The organism is Pseudomonas sp. SJZ074, assembly GCF_007828215.1.
GTDB lineage: Bacteria > Pseudomonadota > Gammaproteobacteria > Pseudomonadales > Pseudomonadaceae > Aquipseudomonas.
Map to the genome: position 1 here is coordinate 1 of NZ_VIUE01000051.1, position 22,661 is coordinate 22,661.

The window sequence follows — 22,661 nt, forward strand, 5'->3', positions numbered from 1 at the left end:
CAAGGCCAGGGCGGCCGAGGACAGTGAAGATTTCCAAAACTCGGTATCCGGTAGATCGTAAGGCCGCTCCGCTTAAGTGAACAGCATTACGCGACAGGCGCGGGCTCTTTCCTACAATGCACTTCCTTTAGAAGGCCGTGACACCGCCATCCACCGCCAGTGAATGGCCGGTGGTGAACGCCGCGCCGTCGCAGCACAAGTACAGCACGGCGCTGGCGATTTCCTCGACCTTGCCGATACGTCCTACCGGGTGCATGGCGTTGGCGAATTCGCCCTTCTTCGGATCAGACTCGTAGGCACGACGGAACATGTCAGTATCGATCACTGCCGGGCAGACCGCGTTCACGCGAATCTTCTTCTTGGCGTATTCGATGGCGGCCGACTTGGTCAGGCCGATTACGGCATGCTTGGAGGCGGCATAGATGCTCATTTTCGGCGCCGCGCCCAGGCCTGCCACCGAGGCGGTATTGACGATGGCACCGCCACCCTGGGCCAACAGCAGCGGCAACTGATATTTCATGCACAGCCAGACACCCTTCACGTTGACACCCATGATCGCATCGAACTCATCGAGGCTGCCGTCGGCCAGCTTGCCCTTCTCGATCTCGATCCCGGCATTGTTGAAGGCGTAATCGAGACGACCATAGGTCGCGATCACTTCATTCATCAGGTTCTGCACGTCGCTTTCCAGTGTCACGTTGCAGCGCACGAACACCGCTTCGCCGCCGGCTTCGCGAATCAACTGTACCGTGCCCTCTCCCCCCGTCACGTCCAGGTCGGCCACCACGACCTTCAGGCCTTCCGTGGCGAACGCACGGGCGGTGGCGCGGCCGATGCCCGCGGCGGCACCGGTGACTACGGCGACTTGTCCGGAAAACGTCATGCTCATTGTCAGTTCCTTGAAGGATGCAGGGTGGCGCCAGTGTAGGCACAGCCCGGCCTGGCGCAGCAGCACTATCCAGATCCCGGTTGAGCATCCATCGACATCAGTGATAACAGCCCCGGCGGCATTATCACCGGGTTGTATCGACCTGCATTCGCTACGCCGGCAAACCTTGCGACAAGCGTCTCGAAGGGCTATCAACAAAGCTTCATTTCATCTCGAGTACCCACCATGACTGCCCAGACCAATCGCCAGTTCCTGCTCGCCAAACGCCCGGTGGGCGCCGCGACCCGCGAGACCTTCACTTATCAGCAAGTACCGGTCGGCGAACCGGCGGCCGGTCAGATCCTGGTGAAGAACGAGTACTTGTCCCTGGATCCGGCTATGCGCGGCTGGATGAACGAGGGCAAGTCCTATATCGCGCCAGTGGGCATCGGTGAAGTGATGCGTGCGTTGGGCGTGGGCCAGGTGATTGCCTCGAACAACCCAGGGTTTGCGGTCGGGGACTACGTCAATGGTGCACTGGGTGTGCAGGATTATTTCCTTGGCGAGCCAAGAGGTTTCTACAAGGTCGATCCGAAACTGGCGCCGCTGCCGCGTTATTTATCCGCCCTGGGCATGACGGGCATGACCGCTTACTTCGCGCTGCTAGACGTCGGCGCCCCCAAGGCTGGTGAAACCGTGGTGCTGTCAGGTGCCGCCGGCGCGGTGGGCAGCATCGCCGGGCAGATTGCCAAGATCAAAGGCTGTCGCGTGGTGGGTATCGCCGGTGGGGCCGACAAATGCAAGTTCCTGATCGAAGAACTGGGCTTCGACGGTGCCATCGACTACAAGAGCGAAGATGTCCAGGCCGGCCTCAAACGCGAATGCCCCAAAGGCGTTGACGTGTATTTCGACAACGTCGGCGGCGACATCCTGGATGCCGTGCTCAGCCGCTTGAACCTCAAGGCCCGCGTGGTGATTTGCGGTGCCATCAGCCAATACAACAACAAGGAAGCGGTGAAAGGCCCCGCCAACTATCTGTCTCTGCTGGTCAACCGTGCACGCATGGAAGGGTTCGTGGTCATGGATTACGCCGCGCAGTTCGCCGCCGCCGGCCAGGAAATGGCCGGCTGGATGGCCAAGGGGCAGCTCAAGAGCAAGGAAGACATCGTCGAAGGGCTGGAGACGTTCCCCGAGACGCTGACCAAATTGTTCAGCGGGGAGAACTTCGGGAAACTCGTGCTCAAGGTCTGACACATAGCACTTGTGGGAGCGGGCTTGCTCGCGAAAGCGGTGCGTCATTCAACAATTGAGTCGACTGATCTGCCGCATTCGCGAGCAAGCCCGCTCCCACATGGGATGTTGCAGTGTTTGCTCAGGCCAGTTCGGCCACGACCGCTGCCAGCGCCTTGGCTGGATCTGCCGCTTGGCTGATCGGACGGCCGATTACCAGGTAATCGGAACCGGCGTCCAGTGCCTGGCGCGGGGTCAGGATCCGGCGTTGATCGTCCTGGGCGCTGCCCGCCGGACGGATACCCGGGGTGACCAACTGCAGCGACGGGTGCGCCGTCTTCAGTGCGTTGGCTTCAAGGGCCGAGCAGACCAGGCCGTCCATACCGGCCTTCTCGGCCAGCGCGGCCAAGCGCAACACCTGCTCCTGAGGCTCGATGTCCAGGCCGATACCCGCCAGATCCTCACGCTCCATGCTGGTCAGCACGGTCACGCCGATCAGCAACGGTTTCGGGCCGCTGCGCTGATCCAGCACTTCCCGGCAGGCCGCCATCATGCGCAGGCCTCCGGAACAGTGCACATTGACCATCCACACACCCATTTCCGCGGCCGCCTTGACGGCCATGGCGGTAGTGTTGGGGATATCGTGGAATTTCAGGTCGAGAAACACTTCGAACCCCTTTTCACGCAGGGTGCCGACGATCTCCGACGCGCAGCTGGTGAACAGTTCCTTGCCGACTTTGACCCGGCAGAGCTTGGGGTCCAACTGGTCGGCCAGCTTCAGGGCGGCGTCACGGGTAGGGAAATCCAGGGCGACGATGATAGGCGTCTGGCAGGCGGACATGAGTGGGCTCTCAGGCAAGTCGAAATCGGCGCGCATTGTAGCGGAACCAGCGCCCGTGGGGGACCCGATGATCGCTAAATCATCATCGCGCCCCGCTGAACATGGACAACAATGCATTTTGTGTCCATACCGATACATTCAGGACACCCAGGCAATACGCCAGCCCATTACCATCCGCCGCCACACCCCGTCCTTCCAGCCCTTCCCGCCCTGCGGCCCGAAGCCTATGCTGGAGCCACAACCTCGCCGCCTTTTTCGCGGTTGGCAGCTTACCTGGCAGATGATGCACCCATGCAGAACACCCCTGTTGCAAATGCTGACGGCCAGCCGGCCTCAAGCGATGACAAACGCTGGAGCATCCGTGCGCTGATCGTCGATGACGATTTGCCAATCCGCGAGCTGTTGATCGATTACCTGGCCCGCTTCAACATTCGCGCCAGCGGTGTAACCAATGGCGCCGGCATGCGCCAGGCCATGCAGGCCGAGCATTTCGACGTGATCGTGCTCGACCTGATGCTACCGGATGAAGACGGCTTGCAGTTGTGTCGCTGGTTGCGCGCCGAATCGGATATTCCGATCCTGATGCTCACCGCCCGCTACGAACCCACCGACCGTATCATCGGCCTGGAATTGGGTGCCGACGATTACATGGCCAAGCCTTTCGAACCCAGGGAGCTGGTGGCGCGAATCCAGACGATCCTGCGCCGGGTGCGTGACGACCGCACCGAGCAGCGCGCCAACGTCCGCTTCGATAACTGGCGACTCAACAGCGTTCTACGTCAATTGATCTCCGCCGCTGGGCTGGTCGTACCGTTGTCCAATGCCGAGTTCCGGTTGCTGTGGGTGTTCATCGAACGACCGCGTCGGGTGCTCAGCCGCGAACAACTGCTGGACGCCGCCCGTGGACGCTCCATCGAGGCGTTCGACCGCAGTATCGACCTGCTGGTCTCGCGCCTGCGCCAGAAACTGGGTGACGACCCCAAGGCCCCGCATTTGATCAAGACCGTGCGCGGTGAAGGCTACCTGTTCGACGCGCGGGACATCGGCTGATGCGATTGCGCCTCGACTCGCTGTTCGGCCGCCTGTTTGGCGTGCTGTTGCTGGCGATCGTCCTGGCCCATCTGTTGGCCTTCGCCTGGTTCATCCATTACGACCAACCGCCGCCTCCCGGCCCTCCCCCGGAGTTTTCCCGGCACGGTGACGAACCACCGCCCTTTGCCTCCCCCCCTTTCGCTCCGCCCCCCGAGCCTCGTTCCCGCCCCTGGTTCGGTGGCCCGGTGGTACCACTGACGTTCCAGTTCATATGCCTGATCATCGCGGCCTGGTATGGCGCCAAACTCCTGACCCGGCCAATCCAGCGCCTGAGCGATGCCGCCGAACGCCTGAGCGAAGACCTCGACAGCCCACCGCTGGACGAAACCGGGCCACGGGAAGCCCGGCAGGCCGCCCATACGTTCAACCTGATGCAAAAGCGCATTCGTGAACAGGTCCAGCAGCGCTCACGCATGCTTGGAGCGGTGTCCCACGACCTACGCACCCCGCTGTCACGGCTGAAGCTGCGCCTGGAACAGATCGACGACGTCAAGCTGCAAGGCCAGATGTGCCAGGACCTGGACGACATGATCGGCATGCTCGACGCTACTCTCACCTACCTGCACGAACAGCGCACCAGCGAGGTACTGCAATGGATGGACGTGCAGGCCCTGGTGGAATCCCTGAGCGAAAATGCCCAGGACCAGGGCGCCGACGTGCAATCCAGCGGTTCCTGCGCGCCTTTGCAGGTGCAACCGATGGCGCTGCGTTCGTGCATCAACAACCTCATGGACAACGCCTTGCGCTACGCCGGACACGCTTCGATCGTGTTGGAGGATCAGGACTTCCAGGTGCTGATCCGGGTCATCGACCACGGTCCCGGTATCGCCGAAGACAAACGCGAAGCGGTGTTCGAACCGTTCTATCGCCTGGAAGGCTCACGCAACCGCAACTCCGGCGGCGTCGGCCTGGGCATGACCATCGCCCGGGAAGCCGCGGAACGCCTGGGCGGGCAATTGAGCCTGGAAGAAACCCCGGGCGGCGGGTTGACCGCGGTCATTCGATTGCCGCGTACCTGAATCCCTGCGTGCACAGCCCCCTGCTCGCTCCCACAGGGACCCCGGATGAGCCAGGGTTTTGTACTCTCCCCGGTACAAACCCCACATACCCACGACAACTGCCCCGCCGAGGCTGCATAAGCCGGTGCACCCACCGGCTACTTCACCCCAAGGAGAGCGCCCATGATCGGCAGCGTCAGCAGTAGCAGCTACTCGACGTACACCAGTATCAACAGCACCGCGACCAACAGTGCCCGCAGCCAACAGTTCCAGAAGGAATTGCTCGGCAAGCTCGACAGTAACGGCAATGGCTCGCTCGACCAGGACGAACTGAGCACGGCCCTGTCGCAGAAAAGCGACGACGGTATCCTGGTCAGCCTGAGCAAAAACTTCACTGACCTGGACAGCGACAGCAGCGGTGACCTGAGCATCGACGAAATGGCCGCAATGACCCCGCCGCCGCCACCGCCCGGTGACCAGCCACCGAACACCGAACTGGCCGATGCGCTGCTCAGCGTCCTGGACTCCGACGGTGACGGCTCGGTCAGCAGCGACGAGTTGAGCAGCGGCCTTTCCAGTGCCGGCAGCAGTGCCGACAGCACCCTAGTGTTCTCGGCCCTGGACAAGAATGAGGACGGCACCGTCAGCCTCGACGAACTCGCCGCCAGCCTTGCTCCACCGCCACCACCACTACCACCTCAGCAGGCCTCCAGTGAGGAACTGTTCAGCCAGCTCGACGCCGATGGCGACGGCAGCGTCACCGCCAGCGAACTGACCAGCGCCTTGCCGTCCAGCGACAACTCCACCACGAGTACCGACACCAGTGCCATGCTGATGAAGGTACTCGACAGCGACAGCTCTACCGACCAGTCCAGGGTCAGCGAAGCGCTGAACAGAATGATTGCCAACCTGAGTCGGCAGTATTCGCCGGATAACGTGGCGAGCGTTGGGAAACATCTGAACGTGGCGACCTGATGCCCTGAGAGCCTGGCCCCACAAGCGCCAGGCTCATTGATCAGGATCACACTTGTGGCGAGGGGATTGATCCCCTCGCCACAGATGAAGCCCTCCACCACACTTAATTACCCTTACAGCATTACCGAGCCTGGCTCTTGCTCCAATCCGTCAGCAGGCTGTATGCCACCGCCAGCAGCGTGGGACCGATGAACAGGCCGATGAAACCGAAAGCGATCAACCCTCCGAACACCCCCAGCAAGACAATGACCAAGGGCAGGTTTCCACCACGGCTGATCAAGTAGGGTTTGAGCACGTTGTCCACGCCGCTGATGATGAACGTGCCCCAGATGCCGAGGAACACTGCCATCCCGTATTCGCCCTTCCACACCAGCCAGGCCGTTGCGGGGATCCAGACCAGCGGCGGCCCCATGGGAATCAGGCTGAGCAGGAAGGTGGCGATGCCCAGTACCAGCGCGCCCGGTACGCCGGCGATCAGAAAGCCGATCAGTGCCAGCAAGGCCTGGGCGGCGGCGGTACCGATCACGCCGTTGACCACCCGTTGCACCGTACCGGCCACCAGTTCGATGTAGTAACCGGCACGGTCGCCGATCAGGCGTTCGAGCAGCCCGTGGACAAACGTCGCCAGACGCGGTCCGTCGCGATAGAAAAAGAACACGAACACGATGCTCAGGGTCAGTTCGAGCATGCCGCCACCGATCTGTTTGCTGCGGGCCAGCAGCCAGTTGCCGACCTGTCCCAGGTAGGGCTTGATGGACACCATCATCGCCGCACCCTGCTGGTCGATGCTGTTCCAGATAGCGACCAGCCGCCCGCCCACCAGCGGCAAGCCGCCCAGCCAGGCCGGGGCATCGGGCAGGCCGTCGACCTGCACGTCCCTGATGAACGCTGTGGCATCGCGTACATGATCGGCCAGGTTGAAACCCAACCACACCAGAGGCACCGCCACCAACAGCATCCAACCCACCGTCAGCACCGCCGCCGCGAGGGATTCGCGACCATTGACCCAGCGGGTCAGCAGGCGCATCAGCGGCCAGCTGGCGAAGGCCAGCACCGCCCCCCAGAACAGCGCCGACCAGAACGGTGCCATGACCCACAGGCTTGCACCGAACAACACCAGGAGCAGGATCTGCACCAACAGCCGATCGTTATTGAGCATGGAAAGTCTCGAAGAATGAACAGGACCGGGACAGCGGCGCATCGTCCGCTGTCCGTCACAGATTAGCGCAGCAACTCAAGGTGAAGACCCGCTGTATTGCCGCCACCGGCCGCCTCCATCCGCGCCTCACGCACTCCCTGCCCCGCCAGTGCCTGGCGCCAGGCTTCGGCCTCGGGACCGGCGAGGCTGACCCGCAGGCCGGTGTCCAGGTTCAACGCCCGGGCCAGCAGGCGTAGCCAGGTCTCGTCCGGCTCGCCGACAAGACGTGGCAGATCCAGCACGCCGGTGTCCTTGAGCTGGCGCAGCAGCGTGGCGGAAGTCGGCAACAAATCCCCCAGGGGAGCGCTTGCCTCGAACTGCTCGACATGCAGGTAAGCCTTGCGATTGCCGCGGGTGATGCCGTACAGCGCAATCAAGGTGTTGTCCGTCGGCGGCGCCAGGCGCAGCAGCAGATAGGCCTGACCGTTGTCGGCCCCGTAGAGCTTGGCGTTGCCGAATACTTCGTTGGCCCAGAGACTGCTTTCGCCGCAATCACGGGCCTGGCACCAGTACAACAACTCGGCACCTTGCTGTTGCAAGGCTTCTCGAGCGGCAGTAAAGGCCTGGGTGGCGGAATGTTCCGGCGGCAGCTCATAGGTCACCGACGTGACGGCGCCACGGCCATCGACCTGCCCGTCGAAACGCAACTGGCCGCTGATCTTGCGAATCGAGCCCAGGGGATAGATGCGCTCGACGTCCCTGGCTTGCCGGTAATCGACAATCTGCGTGTCGGGCAGGCGCGGTACGCGCTCCAGATCCCGGCTGCCGGGCACATCGACGGCGAATGATGCCGGGCTGATGCAGGCCAGCGCCAACCAGGCGAGTGAATGAACGAATGGTTTCATCGGATCGACTTGGCCTGGCGCCGGTGGACGAAACCGGCGTCATCCCTGCGCCACAAGGCGGATAAGCAGAACTCTGTCATGGTGGTCTCCCTTTCAATCCGCCCAGCCTCGACAGTTGCCCGACGCAAGTCAAGAAGCGCTGAAGAACCGATTGAAACAGTCTGCTACAAGCACGGCACCGGCCTCGTCGTTCAGATGCAAATGATGACCGCCGGGCAATTGTTCGTGACTGAAGGGTAGACGCTCCAGCAATTCGGCGTGCCGGGCCAGCATGCCCTCGGCTGCGACGATCAGATGGGCGGGGCAACCGACCCGCGCCACGAAGGCCATGGCCTGTTCATCGGTCAGGCGCAGCGGCGAGGGCAAGGTCAAGCGATTGTCGGTGCGCCAGGTGTAGCCTCCCGGCACCGGCATCAGGCCTCGCTGGGCGAGCAGTTCGGCGGCCTCGCGGCTGACCGCCACCAGCCCTTTCATGCGCGCTTCGATGGCTCGGTCGAGGGTGGTGTAGACCGGCTTGGTCTTTTTCTGCAGATCGAGCTGCGCCTGCAGGGCCATGCCCATGCGTTCGGCCGCATTATCGCCCTGGGCAGTCGGGGGAATGATGCCGTCGATCAGCCCCAGGTGCGTCACCCGCTCCGGCAGGGACCCGGCCAACACCAGCGACACGATGGCGCCCAGGGAATGCCCCAGCAGTGCGAAACGTTGCAGGCCCAGTTGTTCGGCCACCTGCAGCACATCATGGGCATAGTCCCACAGGGCGTAGCCGGCACCGGCCGGCCGATGCCCCGAATGACCATGACCCGCCATATCCAGGGCAATGATCCGCAAGCCTTCGAGCCGAGGGGCCAGGCGGGCGAAACTGTTGGCATTGTCCAGCCAGCCATGCAAGGCGATCACCGGCCGGCCATCTTCCGGTCCGAAAAGGTGGGCTGCCAGTTCGATGTGGGGCAAGCTCAGGCGGACTTCTTCAACTCCGTTCATGCGCTGCGCCCTTGCCAACGCTGAAACAGCCCCTTGAGCAGATCGGCCGTGTCCAGAGGGTGCTCCAAAGGAAACATATGCCCGCCGGGCATGCTCAAGGACTCGCCCAGAGGCATGCTGCCCACCGAACGGGCGTGATGACGCATCACCACGCGACTTTGCCGACCTCGCACCACCGCCAAGGGCAACTTGAGCGTACGGGGCCGACCAGGACTGGTGTGCGGCACGCCGCGGTAGATGCTGATTTCCGTGGCTGGATCGAAGCGCAGTCGCAGGCGGTCACCGACTTGTTGCAGGCCATGTTGCAGATAGGCGTCGAAGCAATCCGGGTCGAAACCGCGAAACAGCGTCTTGCCGGAAAAATACTGCCGGGCCGCTTCCAGGTCCTCGAACTCCTCGCGCCGGCCCAGGGTCCGGCCGGCCGGGGTCAGGCGATCGATGAAGCCCAGGCGCTTGGCGGCCAGGATCACCCAGCGATCCGCGCGGGTCAGGACCGGCGAATCGAGCATGACCACACCACGATACAGCCGCGGGCAGCGCAACGCCGCGTGCAGATGCAGCACGCCGCCCAGGGAATGACCGACACCCCATACCGGTCCTGGCTGTTGTTCCAGGTGATGAATCAACTCGTCCACCAGGTTGTGCCAATTATCGTCCACTGGAAAACGCGGGTCATGACCGTGCAGCTCCAGATGCGAGACCTGATACTGCGGCGCCAGCGCGGCAAACAGCTTGCCGTAGGTGGCCGAGGGAAAACCATTGGCGTGAGCGAAAAACACCTGTTGCGACATGACAGCCGATCCATTGGGGGAACTGGGCAGATTGTCCGCAGATGCCGATGGCGCGGCAATGACCGTAACTGACAGGAATGATGACAGTCTGGCTCGGGCTATTGGACTCAGCGCGCCGGCGGTTGCTCGCCCAGCGGCACCACCGCCATGGTCAGGCGCGACACGCAGTTGACCTTGCCCTCGTCGTTGCTCAGGCGGATGTCCCAGACCTGGGTGGTACGGCCCAGATGGATCATCCTGGCCGTAGCCGTCACCCGTCCGCTGCGCACACCGCGCAGGTGGTTGGCATTGATTTCCAGGCCCACGCAATAGAACTTGCTGGTGTCCACGCACAGATAGGCGGCCATGGAACCGACCGTTTCGGCCAGGACCACCGAAGCGCCACCATGCAACAGGCCGAACGGCTGGTGGGTGCGGTGATCGACCACCATGCTGGCGGTCAGGGATTCGTCGTCGAACGACTCGAAACGAATATCCAGCACCTCGCTGATGGTGTTTTTAGCGGCAGCGTTCAGTTGTTCGATGTTGGGTGTGGTGCGCCACAGACTCATCGTTGCCCTTCCTTATGTTTATGTGGGAACAAGGCCCTGATGCCAATCAACGATCAAGCGATATTTCTGTGGGAGCGAGCAGGCTCGCTCCCACAGGTCGTGTAGCTTGACTGGCAGCAAGGCCCGGTCTTTTTCATGGATGCCGAAGGCCCTTGAGCCGCATCGCCCCGGCCAACGGCAGGTCACCTTCCAGCTCTGCCAGGCCAGCCGTCTTCACCTGCTCGGGTTGTTGCAGATGGCCGTGTTGCGCCAGGCCCAACAGGCTGCCCACCAGCGGATTATGGCTGACCAGCAGCACATCATCCCGGTCCGCCAGATGTTCCAGGACTGTTTGTGGCCGGGTTTCCGGCTTGAGCCAGTCGACCGTGATCAGTTCCGGTTCGAAACCCAAGGCCTCGCGCACCAGGTGCGCAGTCTGCTGGGCACGCAGATAAGGACTGGCATAGATGGCCGTCAGGGGTCGACCGATCAGTTCGGCGGCACTGCGCAGGACTTCTTCACGCCCGTGAACCGTCAACGCCCGTTCGGGATCGGGGCGGGCACCGTATGGCTCGGCTTCTCCATGGCGCAGTACCCACACTTTCATAGCTTGGGTTCCTCATCATGAACAGGATGCGGGGCCGGCGTCACGACATGAGGCGCTTCGCCTTCCGGTGCACGCGGGCTCGGCCAGTCAGCGAACGGCCAGGGTTTCTGGTCGCTGTGGAAGGTGCCGAAACGGCCGATCTGCGCCAGGAACTGGCTGAGGCTGTCGCCGAAGTTCATCAGGCTGGCGCCGGGTGCGCCGTAGATCAGCCGATAGATCAATTGCACCAGCACCACGGCGCCAAGGATGAATTGCGCCACTTGCCAGACCAGCAGATAGACCACCATCCACAACACCCGCAACAGGATGGACTCGTATTGGGCCTGGCCCTTCGGATCGTTCATAGCTCACTCCTGCTTGTCATCGACAGCGGCTCAGTTGAAGCCACTGGTGGAAATGAAATCGACGTCGGTCTTCGGTTCACCACGCATCAACAGTTCGATCACCTGCTCCAGCGTGCGCCCTTCGAACAGAATCGCGTGCAGCCCCGCGACCAGCGGCATATAGACCCCGGCTTCCTGGGACCTGGCCTTGAGCACCTTCAGGGTGTTTACTCCTTCTGCCACTTCGCCCAGGCGCGACACGGCCTCATCCAGGCTCAAGCCCTGGCCGAGGGCGAAACCGACCTGGTAATTGCGGCTCTTGGGCGAGGAACAGGTAACGATGAGGTCACCCACCCCGGCCAACCCGAGAAAGGTCATCGGATTGGCGCCCTGGCTGACGGCAAACCGCGTCATTTCCGCCAGGGCCCGGGTGATCAGCATGCTCTTGGTGTTCTCGCCCATGCCCAGCGCCACCGCCATGCCGGAGATGATCGCATAGACATTCTTCAGCGCCCCGCCCAGCTCCACGCCGAAACGGTCGGCACTGGCATAGACCCGGAAGGTGCGACCATGGAGTGCGGCCTGGACGCGCTGGCACAGTTCTTCGTCTTCACTGGCCACCACGGTGGCGGTCAGAGCGTGCTCGGCGATTTCCCGCGCCAGGTTCGGCCCGGAAATCACCCCTATCCGCGCTTTGGGCGCGATATCTTCAAGAATCTCGCTCATCAGCTTGAAGGTCTGGGCTTCGATGCCCTTGGTCAGGCTGACCAGGAGCTTGCCGCTCAGGCTTTCGGCGTGGGGCGCCAGCACCGAACGCAAGGCGCTTGACGGCAAGGCGACGAAAAACAGGTCGCTGCCCTGGAGAGTGGCCGGCAGGTCGGTTATCGGCTCCACTTCCGGACGGATCTTGATGCCCTTGAGGTAACGCGGGTTCTCGCGGTTGACCCGGATGGCCTCGGCCTGCTCCGGGTCGCGCATCCATTGGCGCACCGGGTGGCCATTCTCGGCCAGCAGGTTAGCCACGGCGGTGCCGAAACTCCCGCCTCCCAGGACCGCAATCGGGCGCTGTTCAGTCATATGCAATCCGTTCATCCATACCAAGTGGCGATGCCGGGCATTATACGGAGCGTCCAGATCGCGACTAGCCCCGCCATTAATTACCTGCAACTGTAGGAAGCTGACCATCAGTTGTTCGGAAAATGCTGTCACCGCAACTGGAAAAGTCTCTCAGCTCAGTTAACATGCCCGCCATCGTTCTGTTATCAAAGGCTCCGCCGTGACCGTTGGCCCCTCCCGCTCAGGTTCGTCACTGCTATTGGCGCTGCTCGTCAGCCCGCCAGTGTGGGCCGATGACTTGTTCGTCGACAGCCAGCCCCTGCCCCAGGTCCTGACCGCCACGCGCCTGAAGCAATCGCCGGCGGCGGTGCCGGGCAGCATGACCGTACTGGACAGCGAGCTGATCAAGGCCAGCGGCGCCCGGGACATCAGCGAGCTGCTGCGCCTGGTACCCGGCATGATGGTCGGCAACCTCAGCGGCAATCAGCCCACCGTGAACTATCACGGCACCAACGCCAGCGAAGCCCGCCGCATGCAGGTGCTGATCGACGGCCACTCGGTGTATCGCGCCGGCCTCGCCACCGTGGACTGGAGCGACATTTCGGTGGACATGGAGGACATCGAGCGAATCGAAGTCTTCCGCGGGCCCAACACCGTCAGCTATGGCGCCAACGCGTTGATGGCAGTGGTCAATATCATCACCCGGGCACCGGCCAACAGCCACGGCACGCGGGTAAAAATCACCCGGGGCCAGCGCGGTATCAGCGACTGGTACGCCAGCCAGGGCACCGGCTGGGAGGGTGGTGATCTGCGGCTTTCCTTGTCCGGCCAGGAAGACGACGGCTTCGACAGCGACCGCAACGGCGCCGACTACCGCGACAGCCGCCGCTTGAACCGCATCAACCTGTCGGTCAGCCAGACACTGAACGAACAACAGAGCATCGACTGGCAGTTGAATGCCAAGGACGGGACCAACCAGCGGCCTTATACCTACCGCCCGGTGTTTGCCGGGATTACCGCCGCTGGGGATAACTCCGACGTCATCGCCAAGGACTATGCCGGTTCGGCGCGCTGGAACCTGGACCTCAACCCCAACCACAGCCTGTATGTGCAGGGTTCGATCCAGCACTGGGATCGCCAGCAGACCTGGCGCGCCTGCGATGCCGAGGTGTCCTTCAGCCCGCAACTGACCGACCTGTGGCTGCTCAATCCGAACTACGCCGAGAAACTCGCGCGCAACATGCCCGGCTTCACCAGCATCGGTGCTCCCCCCGGTACGGCGCAGGAACAGGCGCTGGCCAACCAGGTGCTCGACCAATGGCGCAACGGCGCCTCGCGAACCGTGTGCGGCGACATCGACCAGAGTGCCCGGGAATCGCGCTATGACCTGGAAATCCAGGACACCCTCAGCCTGTCCGACAGCCTGCGGCTGGTGACCGGGGCGAACTATCGCTATGACCGGGCCGACTCCGAGACGTACTTCAACGGCACCCTGGATGACACCACCTGGCGACTGTTTGGCCAGTTCGAATGGCGGGCCACCGAACACTGGCTGTTGCAGGGCGGCGCGATGTTCGAGGACACCCGCCTGACCGGCAGTTCGCTGACGCCGCGGGTGGCGGTCAACTACCTGATCACGCCTCGGCATGGCTTGCGGGCGGTGTACTCCGAAGCGGTACGCTCACCGGACATGTTCGAGAACAACGTCAACTGGAGCTATCAGGTCACGAACCTGCGACCCGCCGCCTTTGGCCGAAACAGCGCGCGTTACTTCGTCCAGACCCGCGGCCCGGGGAACCTCGACCAGGAGCACATGCGCTCCCGGGAACTGGGCTACAACGGTTACTTCATGGACCTGGGCCTGACGGTTGACGTCAGGCTGTTTCATGACGAAATCACCGGCATGATCAGCGAACCGCTGCGCAACAATCAGTACATCGCCAGCAACGCCAATGAATCGCAGTTTTCCGGCGCCGAAACCCAACTCGACTGGCGCCTGACCAACGCCGACCGCCTGCGCATGACTTATGCCTATGTCGATGCCCTGGCCAGTGCCCCCCTCGATGAACAACTGACCGCCCGCAACAGTGGTTCGGCCGGCTGGCTGCGGGACTGGGGTCAGGGCTGGAACAGCTCGGTGTTCTATTACGCCGCCGATGCTCTCAACGGCTACCGCTTCGAACGGGTCGATACCCGCCTTGCCCGGCGCATCCCCCTGGGCAAAGCCAGCCTGGAGCTGGCGGGTGTCTTGCAACAGCGCCTCGACAATCAGCCCACCACCTTCGTCGACAACCGCTACGACTCCCGGCATGTCATGTACTTCAGCGCGGAGTTGTCCTTCTAGATGCCGCGGAGCCAACCGCGCAAGAGGCCGTTTCGCGGCCACCTGCCGCTGGCCCTGTGCCTGGTGTTGGCCGGCCTGCTGGCAACGTTCGAGGCCCGCGCCGCCGACATCCTGTTGACCGGTGCCCAGGACAGCCCCGGCGTACAGTCCTTTACCCAGGCCCTGAAGGCCCTGCGCCCCGAAGACGATGTGCGCTTCGCCCCGTTGGCGAGTCTGCCGGCACCGGACAAGTTGCCAGCCAACACCCGACTGATCCTGCTGGACCTGCCCAGCCTCGACTGGCGCCTGCAGGAATCCCAGGGGCCGGCCACGCTGGTGCTGCGGATCAGCCGCTTGCAAGCCCGGGACCGCCTGGGCGATGCGATCCCCGCTCACTTGAGCCTGCTGTGGAGCGACCCGCCGGTCGCGCGACAACTGCGCCTGATCCGCATGATCTTCCCGCAAGCGCGCCAGGTCGGGGTGTTGTACGACGGGCACAGTGAGTTTCTGCTCAAGGAGATCCGCCAGGCTGCCGCACCGTTGGACCTGGAGATCGTCACCGAGCGCTGGGAAGACACCAGCGACAGCCGTCCCCTGCAAAGCCTGCTGGGCCAGAGCGATGTATTGCTGGGCCTCGACGACCCCGATCTGTACAACCCCAAGACGGTGAAGAACCTGTTGCTCAGCAGCTACGCCCGGCAACGCGCGCTGATCGGGCCGAGCGCGGCGTTCGTCAAGGCCGGCAGCCTGGCCAGCACCTACAGCGACCAGGAAGACTGGCTGGCGATTCTCGACGATCTGCTCGACCGTCCCGTCGCCACCTGGCCCCGCGCGCTGTATCCGGCCCGCTTCAAAGTCCTGGACAACCGGCAAGTCACCCGCTCCCTGGGGCTCGAACCGATTGACGCCGCATCCGTCGCTATGCAATTGGCCGAAGGAGAACACCGCCCATGACCTTGCGTCGCCGTTGGGATATCAATACACGCACCCAGCTCATCGCCCTTGGCCCGGCGCTGTTGCTGACCGTGCTGTTGATCAGCTTCTTCACCTTCGTGCGAATCCAGGACTTGCGCCAGGAACTCAATCACACCGGGCAACTGATCGCCAACCAACTGGCGCCAGCCACCGAGTACGGGGTGATTTCCGGCAACAACGATGTGCTGGAAAGCCTGCTCACCGCCACCCTGGCCACGCCCCACGTACGTTTTCTGGAAGTGCAGGACCGCACGCATCGGGTGTTGGTGCACGTCGAGCAGCCGGCGCAGGATCGTGTTCATTCCCAGCAGATCGAAATGTTCCAGGCGCCGGTTCGCCTGCAGCGCATCACCCTGAACAACGATTTCCTGCAGGGCAACAGCACGCCCATCGAGGCACCCGGCGAAGATTACCTGGGCCGGGTGATCGTCGGCATGTCCAATGACGCCTTCAGCCAGCGGCAGCAGGAAATCCTGTTCAAGGCCGCGATCCTGGCGTTGTTTGCCCTGCTGTTCACCTTCCTGGTAGCTCGTCGCCTGGCCTCTGACCTGTCCCGGCCGATCCGCGACATCGGCAACGCCGTCAAGGCCATTCAGCAAGGCGACTACAGCAAGCCGTTGCCTATCGTGGACGACGCCGAGCTGGGGGCCTTGTCGCGGCACATCAACAACCTGGCCGACGGCCTGGACCAAGCCAGTCGGGAACAACATCAGGCCATGGCGCAATTGATCAAGACCCGGGAAGAAGCGGAAAAGGCCAACAGCGCAAAATCCGAATTCCTGGCCATGATGAGCCATGAATTGCGCACGCCCATGAACGGTGTGCTGGGGATGCTGCAACTCCTGGAAACCACCCGGATGACCGATGAGCAGCACGAGTACACGGCGCTGGCCTCGGAATCCACCGAACACCTGCTCAAGGTGATCAACGATATCCTCGATTTCTCGCGCATCGAACGCTCGGCCCTGGAACTGGAACATATCCCATTCAACCTGACCGAGCTGGTGGGCAGTTGCGCCCAGTCGTTCCAGCACAGCGCCGCCCAACGCAAGCTGGGCCTGGATCTGTTGATCCCCGACGACATGAAGGGCCTGCAAGTGCAAGGCGATCCAACGCGGATCCGGCAGATCCTGGTGAACCTGATCGGCAACGCACTGAAGTTCACCGAGCAGGGACGTGTCACCGTGCAATGCCAGTGGCAAGCCCTGGACCACGAATTGCTGTGGTTCACCTGCACGGTGCGCGACAGCGGCATCGGTATTTCGCCCGAAAGCCTGGAACGCATGTTCGACGCGTTCCAGCAGGCCGATAGTTCGATTTCCCGCCGCTACGGCGGCACCGGTCTGGGCCTGCCCATCGCGCGCACCCTGGCCGAACGCATGGGCGGCACCCTGCGGGCCCAGAGCGAAGAAGGCCAGGGCTCGGTGTTTACCCTGGAAATTCCGCTGGCGCTGTCCACACAGAGCCCGGCGGAGATGACGCCGCGGTTGTCCAACGGCAACGAAAGTGGCGAAGGCCGCAACGTGTTGCTGGTGGAGGACAACCCGGTCAACCAGACCGTGATCGAAGCCATGTTGCGCAGCCTGGGCTTTACCGTCAGCATCGCCGCCGATGGCGCCCAGGCCATCCGCAGTGCTGAAAGCCTGATGTTCGAATTGATCCTCATGGATTGCCGCTTGCCCGTGGTCGATGGCTATGAGGCCACGCGGCGGATCCGCCAGTTGCCAGGTTGCAGTGAGGTGCCTATCGTCGCCCTGACGGCCAATGCCTTGCAGGGCGATCGCGAAGCCTGCCTGGCGGCGGGTATGAACGATTACCTCGCAAAGCCGTTCAAAAGGGTTGATCTGCAGCATATTCTGCAGCGCTGGGTGCATTAATAGGCTGTGTAGCTGGCGTGAAAGGCGAAAGTGCGGCAGTCTTAGGCACCCGAACGAGCCTTGATTGAGGCTCGGATAAAAATTTCAGTGCACAGGTGTACATTCATTTTCCCGTGCGCTGTGACTTTCACTACAACGCAATAGTCTATGAGTAGGCTGTCGATTCGAGGCATGACCGCTTCGGTCGGTCGGGAAGATTCGCCCAACCCTGCCGCATGGGACTATTGAGGAGCTCGCATGACCAAACAAAACGCCTTTACCCGGGAAGATCTGCTGCGCTGCAGTCGCGGTGAGCTGTTCGGCCCAGGTAACGCGCAACTGCCCGCCCCGAACATGCTGATGGTGGATCGCATCACCCATATCAGCGAAGAGGGTGGCAAGTACGGCAAAGGTGAATTGGTCGCCGAGCTGGATATCAATCCGGACCTGTGGTTCTTCGCCTGCCATTTCGAAGGCGATCCGGTCATGCCGGGCTGCCTGGGCCTGGATGCCATGTGGCAACTGGTCGGTTTTTTCCTCGGCTGGCAGGGCCTGCCGGGTCGCGGTCGCGCCTTGGGTTCGGGCGAAGTGAAGTTCTTCGGTCAGGTCCTCCCGACCGCGAAGAAAATCACCTATAACATCCATATCAAACGCGTCCTCAAGGGCAAGCTGAACATGGCCATTGCCGACGGTTCGGTGAGTGTCGACGGTCGCGAGATCTACACCGCCGAGGGCCTTCGGGTCGGCGTTTTCACCTCCACTGACAACTTCTAAGGGTTATCCGCATGCGCCGCGTCGTTATCACTGGTCTGGGCATCGTTTCTTGCCTGGGCAATGACAAAGAGACCGTCTCCGCTAACCTGCGTGCAAGTCGCCCTGGCATCCGGTTCAACCCGGAATACGCCGAAATGGGTCTGCGTAGCCAGGTTTCCGGCTCCATTGACCTGAACCTCGAAGAACTGATCGATCGCAAGATCTACCGTTTTGTCGGCCATGCCGCGGCTTACGCCTACCTGGCCATGAAGGACGCCATCGCCGACTCCGGCCTGACCGAAGAGCAGGTGTCCAACCCGCGCACCGGCCTGATCGCAGGTTCCGGTGGCGCCTCGACCTTGAACCAGATGGAAGCGCTGGACATCCTGCGCGAGAAAGGCGTCAAGCGCGTCGGTCCGTATCGCGTCACCCGGACCATGAGCAGCACCGTTTCCGCCTGCCTGGCCACGCCTTTCAAGATCAAGGGCCTGAACTACTCCATCGCTTCTGCCTGCGCCACCAGTGCCCACTGCATCGGTACCGCCATGGAACAGATCCAGATGGGCAAACAGGACATCGTATTCGCCGGCGGCGGTGAAGAAGAACATTGGAGCCAGTCGTTCCTGTTCGACGCCATGGGCGCCCTGTCCAGCAAGCGCAACGAAACACCGGAAAAAGCCTCCCGCGCCTACGATGCCGACCGTGACGGTTTCGTCATCGCCGGTGGTGGCGGCATGGTGGTGGTCGAGGAGCTGGAACATGCCCTGGCCCGTGGTGCAAAAATCTACGCGGAAATCGTCGGCTACGGCGCCACGTCCGACGGCTACGACATGGTGGCCCCAAGCGGCGAAGGTGCTATCCGCTGCATGCAGATGGCCATGTCCACCGTCGACACGCCCATTGACTACCTGAACACCCACGGCACTTCTACTCCGGTCGGCGACGTCGCGGAAATAAAAGGTGTACGCGAAGTGTTCGGCGACAAGGCGCCGGCCATCAGCTCCACCAAGAGCCTGTCAGGTCACTCCCTGGGCGCCGCCGGCGTTCACGAAGCGATCTACTGCATGCTGATGATGGAAGGCAACTTCATCGCCGGCTCGGCCAACATCGACGAGCTGGACCCGGAAGTGGCCGACCTGCCGATCCTGACCAAGACCCGCGAAAATGCCACCATCAACACCGTGATGAGCAACAGCTTCGGCTTCGGCGGCACCAACGCCACCCTGGTACTGAAGCGCTGGCAGGGCAAGTAAGCCTCGCCGCTACGCCGCACACGAAAACGCCCCGACTGGTTCGGGGCGTTTTTTGCCTGCCATTTCCCCCTGTGGCTATCATCCTGTGGCGAGGGGATTTATCCCCTCGCCACAGGGCCCTCTCTGCCACAGAGCTTCCATAGCCACAAAACCTTTTACTCTCGGATCGCAGTTGGCAACACCGCCAGGAAATTGTCCCGCGCCACTTTCCTCGCCACGTCCTCAGGCAAGGCATCCAGAAACGGGTCGAAGCCATGCAACTCCTTCCCCAGCTTGTTGAAACGTCCAACCACATCCGACCCCACCATGAAGCGCTCCGGGAAGCGCTCGACCAGCCTTACCCACTCCTGCCGAGGCGTGCCCGCTTCGTCGAGCAAGTAGGGCGTGAGCAGGCTCCAGGATAAGTCTATGTAGAGATTGGGATAGGATTCGAGCATCCGGGTCAGGGTCGGCAACAGGAAATCCAACCGGGTCTGATGCCGATGAATCTCCATGCTGGTGCCGGCATGGGCCCAAATGAAACGGGTGTGCGGATGCTTACGCAACGGCTCTTCGATTTCTGCCAGGTAAAGCGGATTCTTCTCACGCTTGGAGGTGATGTTGGAATGCAGCATTACCGGCAGGTCGTGTTCGGCCGCCAGGTGATAGATCATCGTCATGGCTTCGTTGTTGGCGCGCGGGGTATCGCCCGAAGTCAGCGCCGTGAGGTCATCGTGGCGGGTAAAGACTTCACCGATGCCCTGCCACATCCCCGGGTACAGGTCGAGCATGCGCTGGACATGGGCAGCGGAGTTCTTGTCATTGGGGTTGAAACCCGAGAGGAAAGGATGAAAATGCCGGCGTTGTTCGGTGGTCAGCTTGCCCACCGCCGTCGCGACAATCACATCGGTGGCGCTGTACCAATAGGCGTCCGCATCGTCACCGGCGTAATAACGCGGGCGCTTGGGTTCGTCCTCGTGCCACTTCTTGGCGACCGGGATGCCTGAGATCATCACATGCTCGATGCGATTGTCGTGCATCGCCTGGAGCAACCTGGGCATGCCGGCGGTTTCCTGAAAGAAATCGACGTAATGCAGGTGCGCATCGCTGTAGGCATATTCGCGGGCCATGGCGGCGCCGCTCGAAGCGATCAGCAGCCAGGCGAGAATCAGACGGGTCAAGGGAGTCATTTCCAAGGGCCATGAACAGCATAGACCCCGCCCGTCCCGCTCGGGTTCAAGACACCTGTGCCACCCCCCCTGACGGCGGGTTATGCTCGCCGCATCCGTCGTTCAATCTGGAAGACACCATGACCACGCCCCTGACCATTCACCCCCGCGCAGAAGATGTCGAAGGCCAGCCGATTCTTCGTCCGCTACCGTCCGCCAAATGCCGCAGCGTGGGACCTTTCGTGTTTTTTGACCACATGCTTCAGACCACTTACCCGGCTGGTAAAGGGATGAATATCCGCCAGCATCCCCACATCGGACTCTCCACCCTCACCTACCTGTTCGAGGGAAAAATCCAGCACAAGGACAGCCTGGGCTCGGACCAGGTGGTCGAGGCCGGGGATGTCAGTTGGATGACCGCCGGCAGTGCCATTGCCCATGTCGAGCGCACACCGGCAACGCAATTGGGCAGCGACTTCGGCATGCACGGATTGCAAGTCTGGCTGGCCTCGCCCCAATCCCACGAACAGGGGCCAGGGCACTACAGCCATCATCCGGCACACACCCTGCCGGTCAGCGACAATCTGGGCGTCACTATTCGCATGATCGCCGGGTCGGGCTTTTGTCTGGAATCGCCAGTGCCGGTACTGTCTCCGACGCTCTATGCCGAACTAAACCTGCAAACCGCCACGACGTTGCTGATTCCCACTGAGCATGAAGAACGGGCACTGTACCTATTGAGCGGCGAGGCGCTGTTGGAAGGTGAGCCGCTGGAGCTCCATTCGCTGGTGATACTGCCGGTCGGGGAAGCGATGACGCTGTTTGCCGGCAGCGACTGCCATGCCGTGCTGTTCGGCGGCGCACCGCTGGACGGGCCGCGCCGGATGAACTGGAATTTCGTCTCCAGCGATCCAGCCCGGATCGACGAAGCCCGCCGACGCTGGGCGGCCGGAGACTGGCCGACCGTACCGGGGGAAAGTGAGCGGATCGAATTGCCCTGAATCCAGAGAGTATCTGGCAGTCCGCCATCGCGAGCAGGCTCTCTCCCACAGGGGATTGGTGTCGTTCACCCAGTCCACTGTGGGAGCGAGCCTGCTCGCGATGGCGGCATGGCAAACAACAGAAAAATCAGATCGAACCCGACTCAGCCCTTGAACACTTCATCCAGCAAATTATGCATCGACCTGAACGCCCGCTCGGCCACCTTGGCGTTGTACATCATCTTGCCCGGCACGTTGGCGTGGGGATCGGTGAACGAATGCACCGCGCCACCATAGCTCAGCAGTTGCCAATCGATCCCGGCGGCGTTCATTTCTGCCTCGAAAGCCGGCAGTTGCTCTTTCGGCACCAGCGGGTCGGAAGCGCCATGCATCACCAGCACCGCGCCCTTGATGTTTTGCGCATCCGCCGGATTCGGCGTATCCAGGGTGCCGTGGAACGAAATGGCGGCCTTCAACGGCGCGCCCGTGCGGGCCAGCTCCAGAGCACAGCAACCGCCGAAGCAGAAACCGAAGGTGGCCAGGTTCGACGCATCGACCTGCGCTTCGCCCTGGCTCTGCAGTTGTTCCAGTGCCGCCTGCATGCGCTTGCGTAACAGGGCCCGATCATTCTTGAGCGGCATCATCGCCGCCCCCGCCTCATCGGCATTGGTCGGGCGCACGGTCTGGCCGTACAGGTCGGCGATCAACACCACATACCCCTTGGCCGCCACCGACTTGGCGATCTCCTCGGCTCCCGCTCCTACGCCCATCCAATTCGGCGCCATCAGCAAGCCCGGACGCGGGCCCTGCCGGGTGGCATCGAAGGCCAGGCGACTTTCGTAGGTCTGACCGTCGACCTGATAGATCACTGAACGAACCGTAATCTGACTCATGACTGTCTCCTCTTCAACGGATACCAGAGATGAAAAACCCCGCCGAAGCGGTAATGCTGTTCACTTAAGCGGAGCGGCCTTACGATCTACCGGATACCGAGTTTTGGAAATCTTCACTGTCCTCGGCCGCCCTGGCCTTGGACGG

General features: G+C 62.3%; 22 protein-coding genes. 10 read left to right on the forward strand and 12 right to left on the reverse strand.

The window, feature by feature from the left end; genetic code table 11:
* Positions 1–127: 127 nt before the first annotated feature.
* Entirely contained in the window at positions 128–889 is a 762-nt protein-coding gene (locus tag FBX99_RS28215; protein WP_144929567.1) for an SDR family oxidoreductase, read from the reverse strand.
* 225 nt (positions 890–1,114) lie between these two features.
* On the opposite strand from FBX99_RS28215, the gene FBX99_RS28220 reads away from it, so the two are divergent.
* The gene (locus tag FBX99_RS28220; RefSeq protein WP_047699019.1) at positions 1,115–2,119 is read left to right on the forward strand and encodes an NADP-dependent oxidoreductase; all 1,005 of its coding nucleotides are present in this window, start codon (positions 1,115–1,117) and stop codon (positions 2,117–2,119) included.
* A gap of 121 nt (positions 2,120–2,240) precedes the next feature.
* Here FBX99_RS28220 and pyrF read toward each other — a convergent pair whose 3' ends face one another.
* Complete coding sequence (pyrF, locus tag FBX99_RS28230; RefSeq protein ID WP_178112112.1) at positions 2,241–2,939, reverse strand: orotidine-5'-phosphate decarboxylase; 699 nt, start codon at positions 2,937–2,939, stop codon at positions 2,241–2,243.
* A gap of 291 nt (positions 2,940–3,230) precedes the next feature.
* Here pyrF and FBX99_RS28235 point away from each other — a divergent pair, with 291 nt between their 5' ends.
* The 3 genes from FBX99_RS28235 to xopAW all read left to right on the forward strand — a co-directional run bounded on the left by FBX99_RS28235 (position 3,231) and on the right by xopAW (position 6,004).
* Positions 3,231–3,989, forward strand: coding sequence for a response regulator (locus tag FBX99_RS28235; RefSeq protein WP_144929569.1), 759 nt, complete (start codon positions 3,231–3,233; stop codon positions 3,987–3,989).
* Entirely contained in the window at positions 3,989–5,050 is a 1,062-nt protein-coding gene (locus FBX99_RS28240) for a HAMP domain-containing sensor histidine kinase (protein WP_144929570.1), read from the forward strand. Before FBX99_RS28235 ends, FBX99_RS28240 begins: the two co-directional genes overlap by 1 nt.
* 162 nt (positions 5,051–5,212) lie before the next feature.
* Positions 5,213–6,004: a XopAW family type III secretion system calcium-binding effector gene (gene xopAW, locus FBX99_RS28245; protein WP_145133741.1), complete on the forward strand. Its 792-nt coding sequence runs from the start codon at positions 5,213–5,215 to the stop codon at positions 6,002–6,004.
* Positions 6,005–6,125: 121 nt separating this feature from the next.
* Here xopAW and FBX99_RS28250 read toward each other — a convergent pair whose 3' ends face one another.
* The 8 genes from FBX99_RS28250 to FBX99_RS28285 form a co-directional block, all read right to left on the reverse strand.
* The gene (locus FBX99_RS28250) at positions 6,126–7,163 is read right to left on the reverse strand and encodes an AI-2E family transporter (RefSeq protein ID WP_144929572.1); all 1,038 of its coding nucleotides are present in this window, start codon (positions 7,161–7,163) and stop codon (positions 6,126–6,128) included.
* Between the two features lie 62 nt (positions 7,164–7,225).
* On the reverse strand, positions 7,226–8,047 hold the full coding sequence (locus tag FBX99_RS28255; RefSeq protein ID WP_144929573.1) for a DUF4892 domain-containing protein: 822 nt from the start codon (positions 8,045–8,047) through the stop codon (positions 7,226–7,228).
* A gap of 129 nt (positions 8,048–8,176) precedes the next feature.
* Positions 8,177–9,028 carry an alpha/beta hydrolase gene (locus FBX99_RS28260; RefSeq protein WP_144929574.1) on the reverse strand — a complete coding sequence of 284 codons (852 nt, stop codon included), beginning with the start codon at positions 9,026–9,028 and terminating at the stop codon, positions 8,177–8,179.
* Positions 9,025–9,819, reverse strand: coding sequence for an alpha/beta fold hydrolase (locus FBX99_RS28265; protein WP_144929575.1), 795 nt, complete (start codon positions 9,817–9,819; stop codon positions 9,025–9,027). The genes FBX99_RS28260 and FBX99_RS28265 overlap by 4 nt, the downstream gene beginning before the upstream one ends.
* A gap of 107 nt (positions 9,820–9,926) precedes the next feature.
* A complete protein-coding gene (locus tag FBX99_RS28270; RefSeq protein ID WP_144929576.1) occupies positions 9,927–10,370 on the reverse strand; it encodes a hotdog fold thioesterase in 444 nt (147 codons plus the stop codon).
* A 133-nt stretch (positions 10,371–10,503) separates the two neighbouring features.
* Positions 10,504–10,956 (reverse strand): histidine phosphatase family protein, encoded by a 453-nt coding sequence (locus tag FBX99_RS28275; protein WP_144929577.1) that lies wholly within the window; start codon positions 10,954–10,956, stop codon positions 10,504–10,506.
* Positions 10,953–11,300 (reverse strand): DUF4389 domain-containing protein, encoded by a 348-nt coding sequence (locus tag FBX99_RS28280; RefSeq protein WP_144929578.1) that lies wholly within the window; start codon positions 11,298–11,300, stop codon positions 10,953–10,955. The genes FBX99_RS28275 and FBX99_RS28280 overlap by 4 nt, the downstream gene beginning before the upstream one ends.
* 30 nt (positions 11,301–11,330) lie before the next feature.
* Positions 11,331–12,356 carry an NAD(P)H-dependent glycerol-3-phosphate dehydrogenase gene (locus FBX99_RS28285; RefSeq protein ID WP_144929579.1) on the reverse strand — a complete coding sequence of 342 codons (1,026 nt, stop codon included), beginning with the start codon at positions 12,354–12,356 and terminating at the stop codon, positions 11,331–11,333.
* A 199-nt stretch (positions 12,357–12,555) separates the two neighbouring features.
* Here FBX99_RS28285 and FBX99_RS28290 point away from each other — a divergent pair, with 199 nt between their 5' ends.
* The 5 genes from FBX99_RS28290 to fabB all read left to right on the forward strand — a co-directional run bounded on the left by FBX99_RS28290 (position 12,556) and on the right by fabB (position 19,495).
* The gene (locus tag FBX99_RS28290; RefSeq protein ID WP_145133743.1) at positions 12,556–14,679 is read left to right on the forward strand and encodes a TonB-dependent siderophore receptor; all 2,124 of its coding nucleotides are present in this window, start codon (positions 12,556–12,558) and stop codon (positions 14,677–14,679) included.
* Positions 14,680–15,612, forward strand: a complete 933-nt coding sequence (locus FBX99_RS28295) for an ABC transporter substrate-binding protein (protein ID WP_144929581.1) — start codon at positions 14,680–14,682, stop codon at positions 15,610–15,612.
* Entirely contained in the window at positions 15,609–17,510 is a 1,902-nt protein-coding gene (locus tag FBX99_RS28300; protein WP_144929582.1) for an ATP-binding protein, read from the forward strand. Before FBX99_RS28295 ends, FBX99_RS28300 begins: the two co-directional genes overlap by 4 nt.
* Positions 17,511–17,747: 237 nt before the next feature.
* The gene (gene fabA / locus FBX99_RS28305) at positions 17,748–18,263 is read left to right on the forward strand and encodes a 3-hydroxyacyl-[acyl-carrier-protein] dehydratase FabA (protein WP_047698989.1); all 516 of its coding nucleotides are present in this window, start codon (positions 17,748–17,750) and stop codon (positions 18,261–18,263) included.
* An 11-nt stretch (positions 18,264–18,274) separates the two neighbouring features.
* Positions 18,275–19,495, forward strand: coding sequence for a beta-ketoacyl-ACP synthase I (gene fabB / locus FBX99_RS28310; RefSeq protein WP_144929583.1), 1,221 nt, complete (start codon positions 18,275–18,277; stop codon positions 19,493–19,495).
* A 155-nt stretch (positions 19,496–19,650) separates the two neighbouring features.
* Here the strand turns inward: fabB and FBX99_RS28315 are convergent, their stop codons facing one another.
* Positions 19,651–20,604, reverse strand: a complete 954-nt coding sequence (locus tag FBX99_RS28315; protein WP_371923902.1) for an amidohydrolase family protein — start codon at positions 20,602–20,604, stop codon at positions 19,651–19,653.
* Positions 20,605–20,783: 179 nt separating this feature from the next.
* On the opposite strand from FBX99_RS28315, the gene FBX99_RS28320 reads away from it, so the two are divergent.
* On the forward strand, positions 20,784–21,644 hold the full coding sequence (locus tag FBX99_RS28320) for a pirin family protein (RefSeq protein WP_145133747.1): 861 nt from the start codon (positions 20,784–20,786) through the stop codon (positions 21,642–21,644).
* Positions 21,645–21,787: 143 nt separating this feature from the next.
* Here FBX99_RS28320 and FBX99_RS28325 read toward each other — a convergent pair whose 3' ends face one another.
* Positions 21,788–22,516 carry a dienelactone hydrolase family protein gene (locus FBX99_RS28325; RefSeq protein ID WP_145133749.1) on the reverse strand — a complete coding sequence of 243 codons (729 nt, stop codon included), beginning with the start codon at positions 22,514–22,516 and terminating at the stop codon, positions 21,788–21,790.
* Between the last annotated feature and the right edge of the window lie 145 nt (positions 22,517–22,661).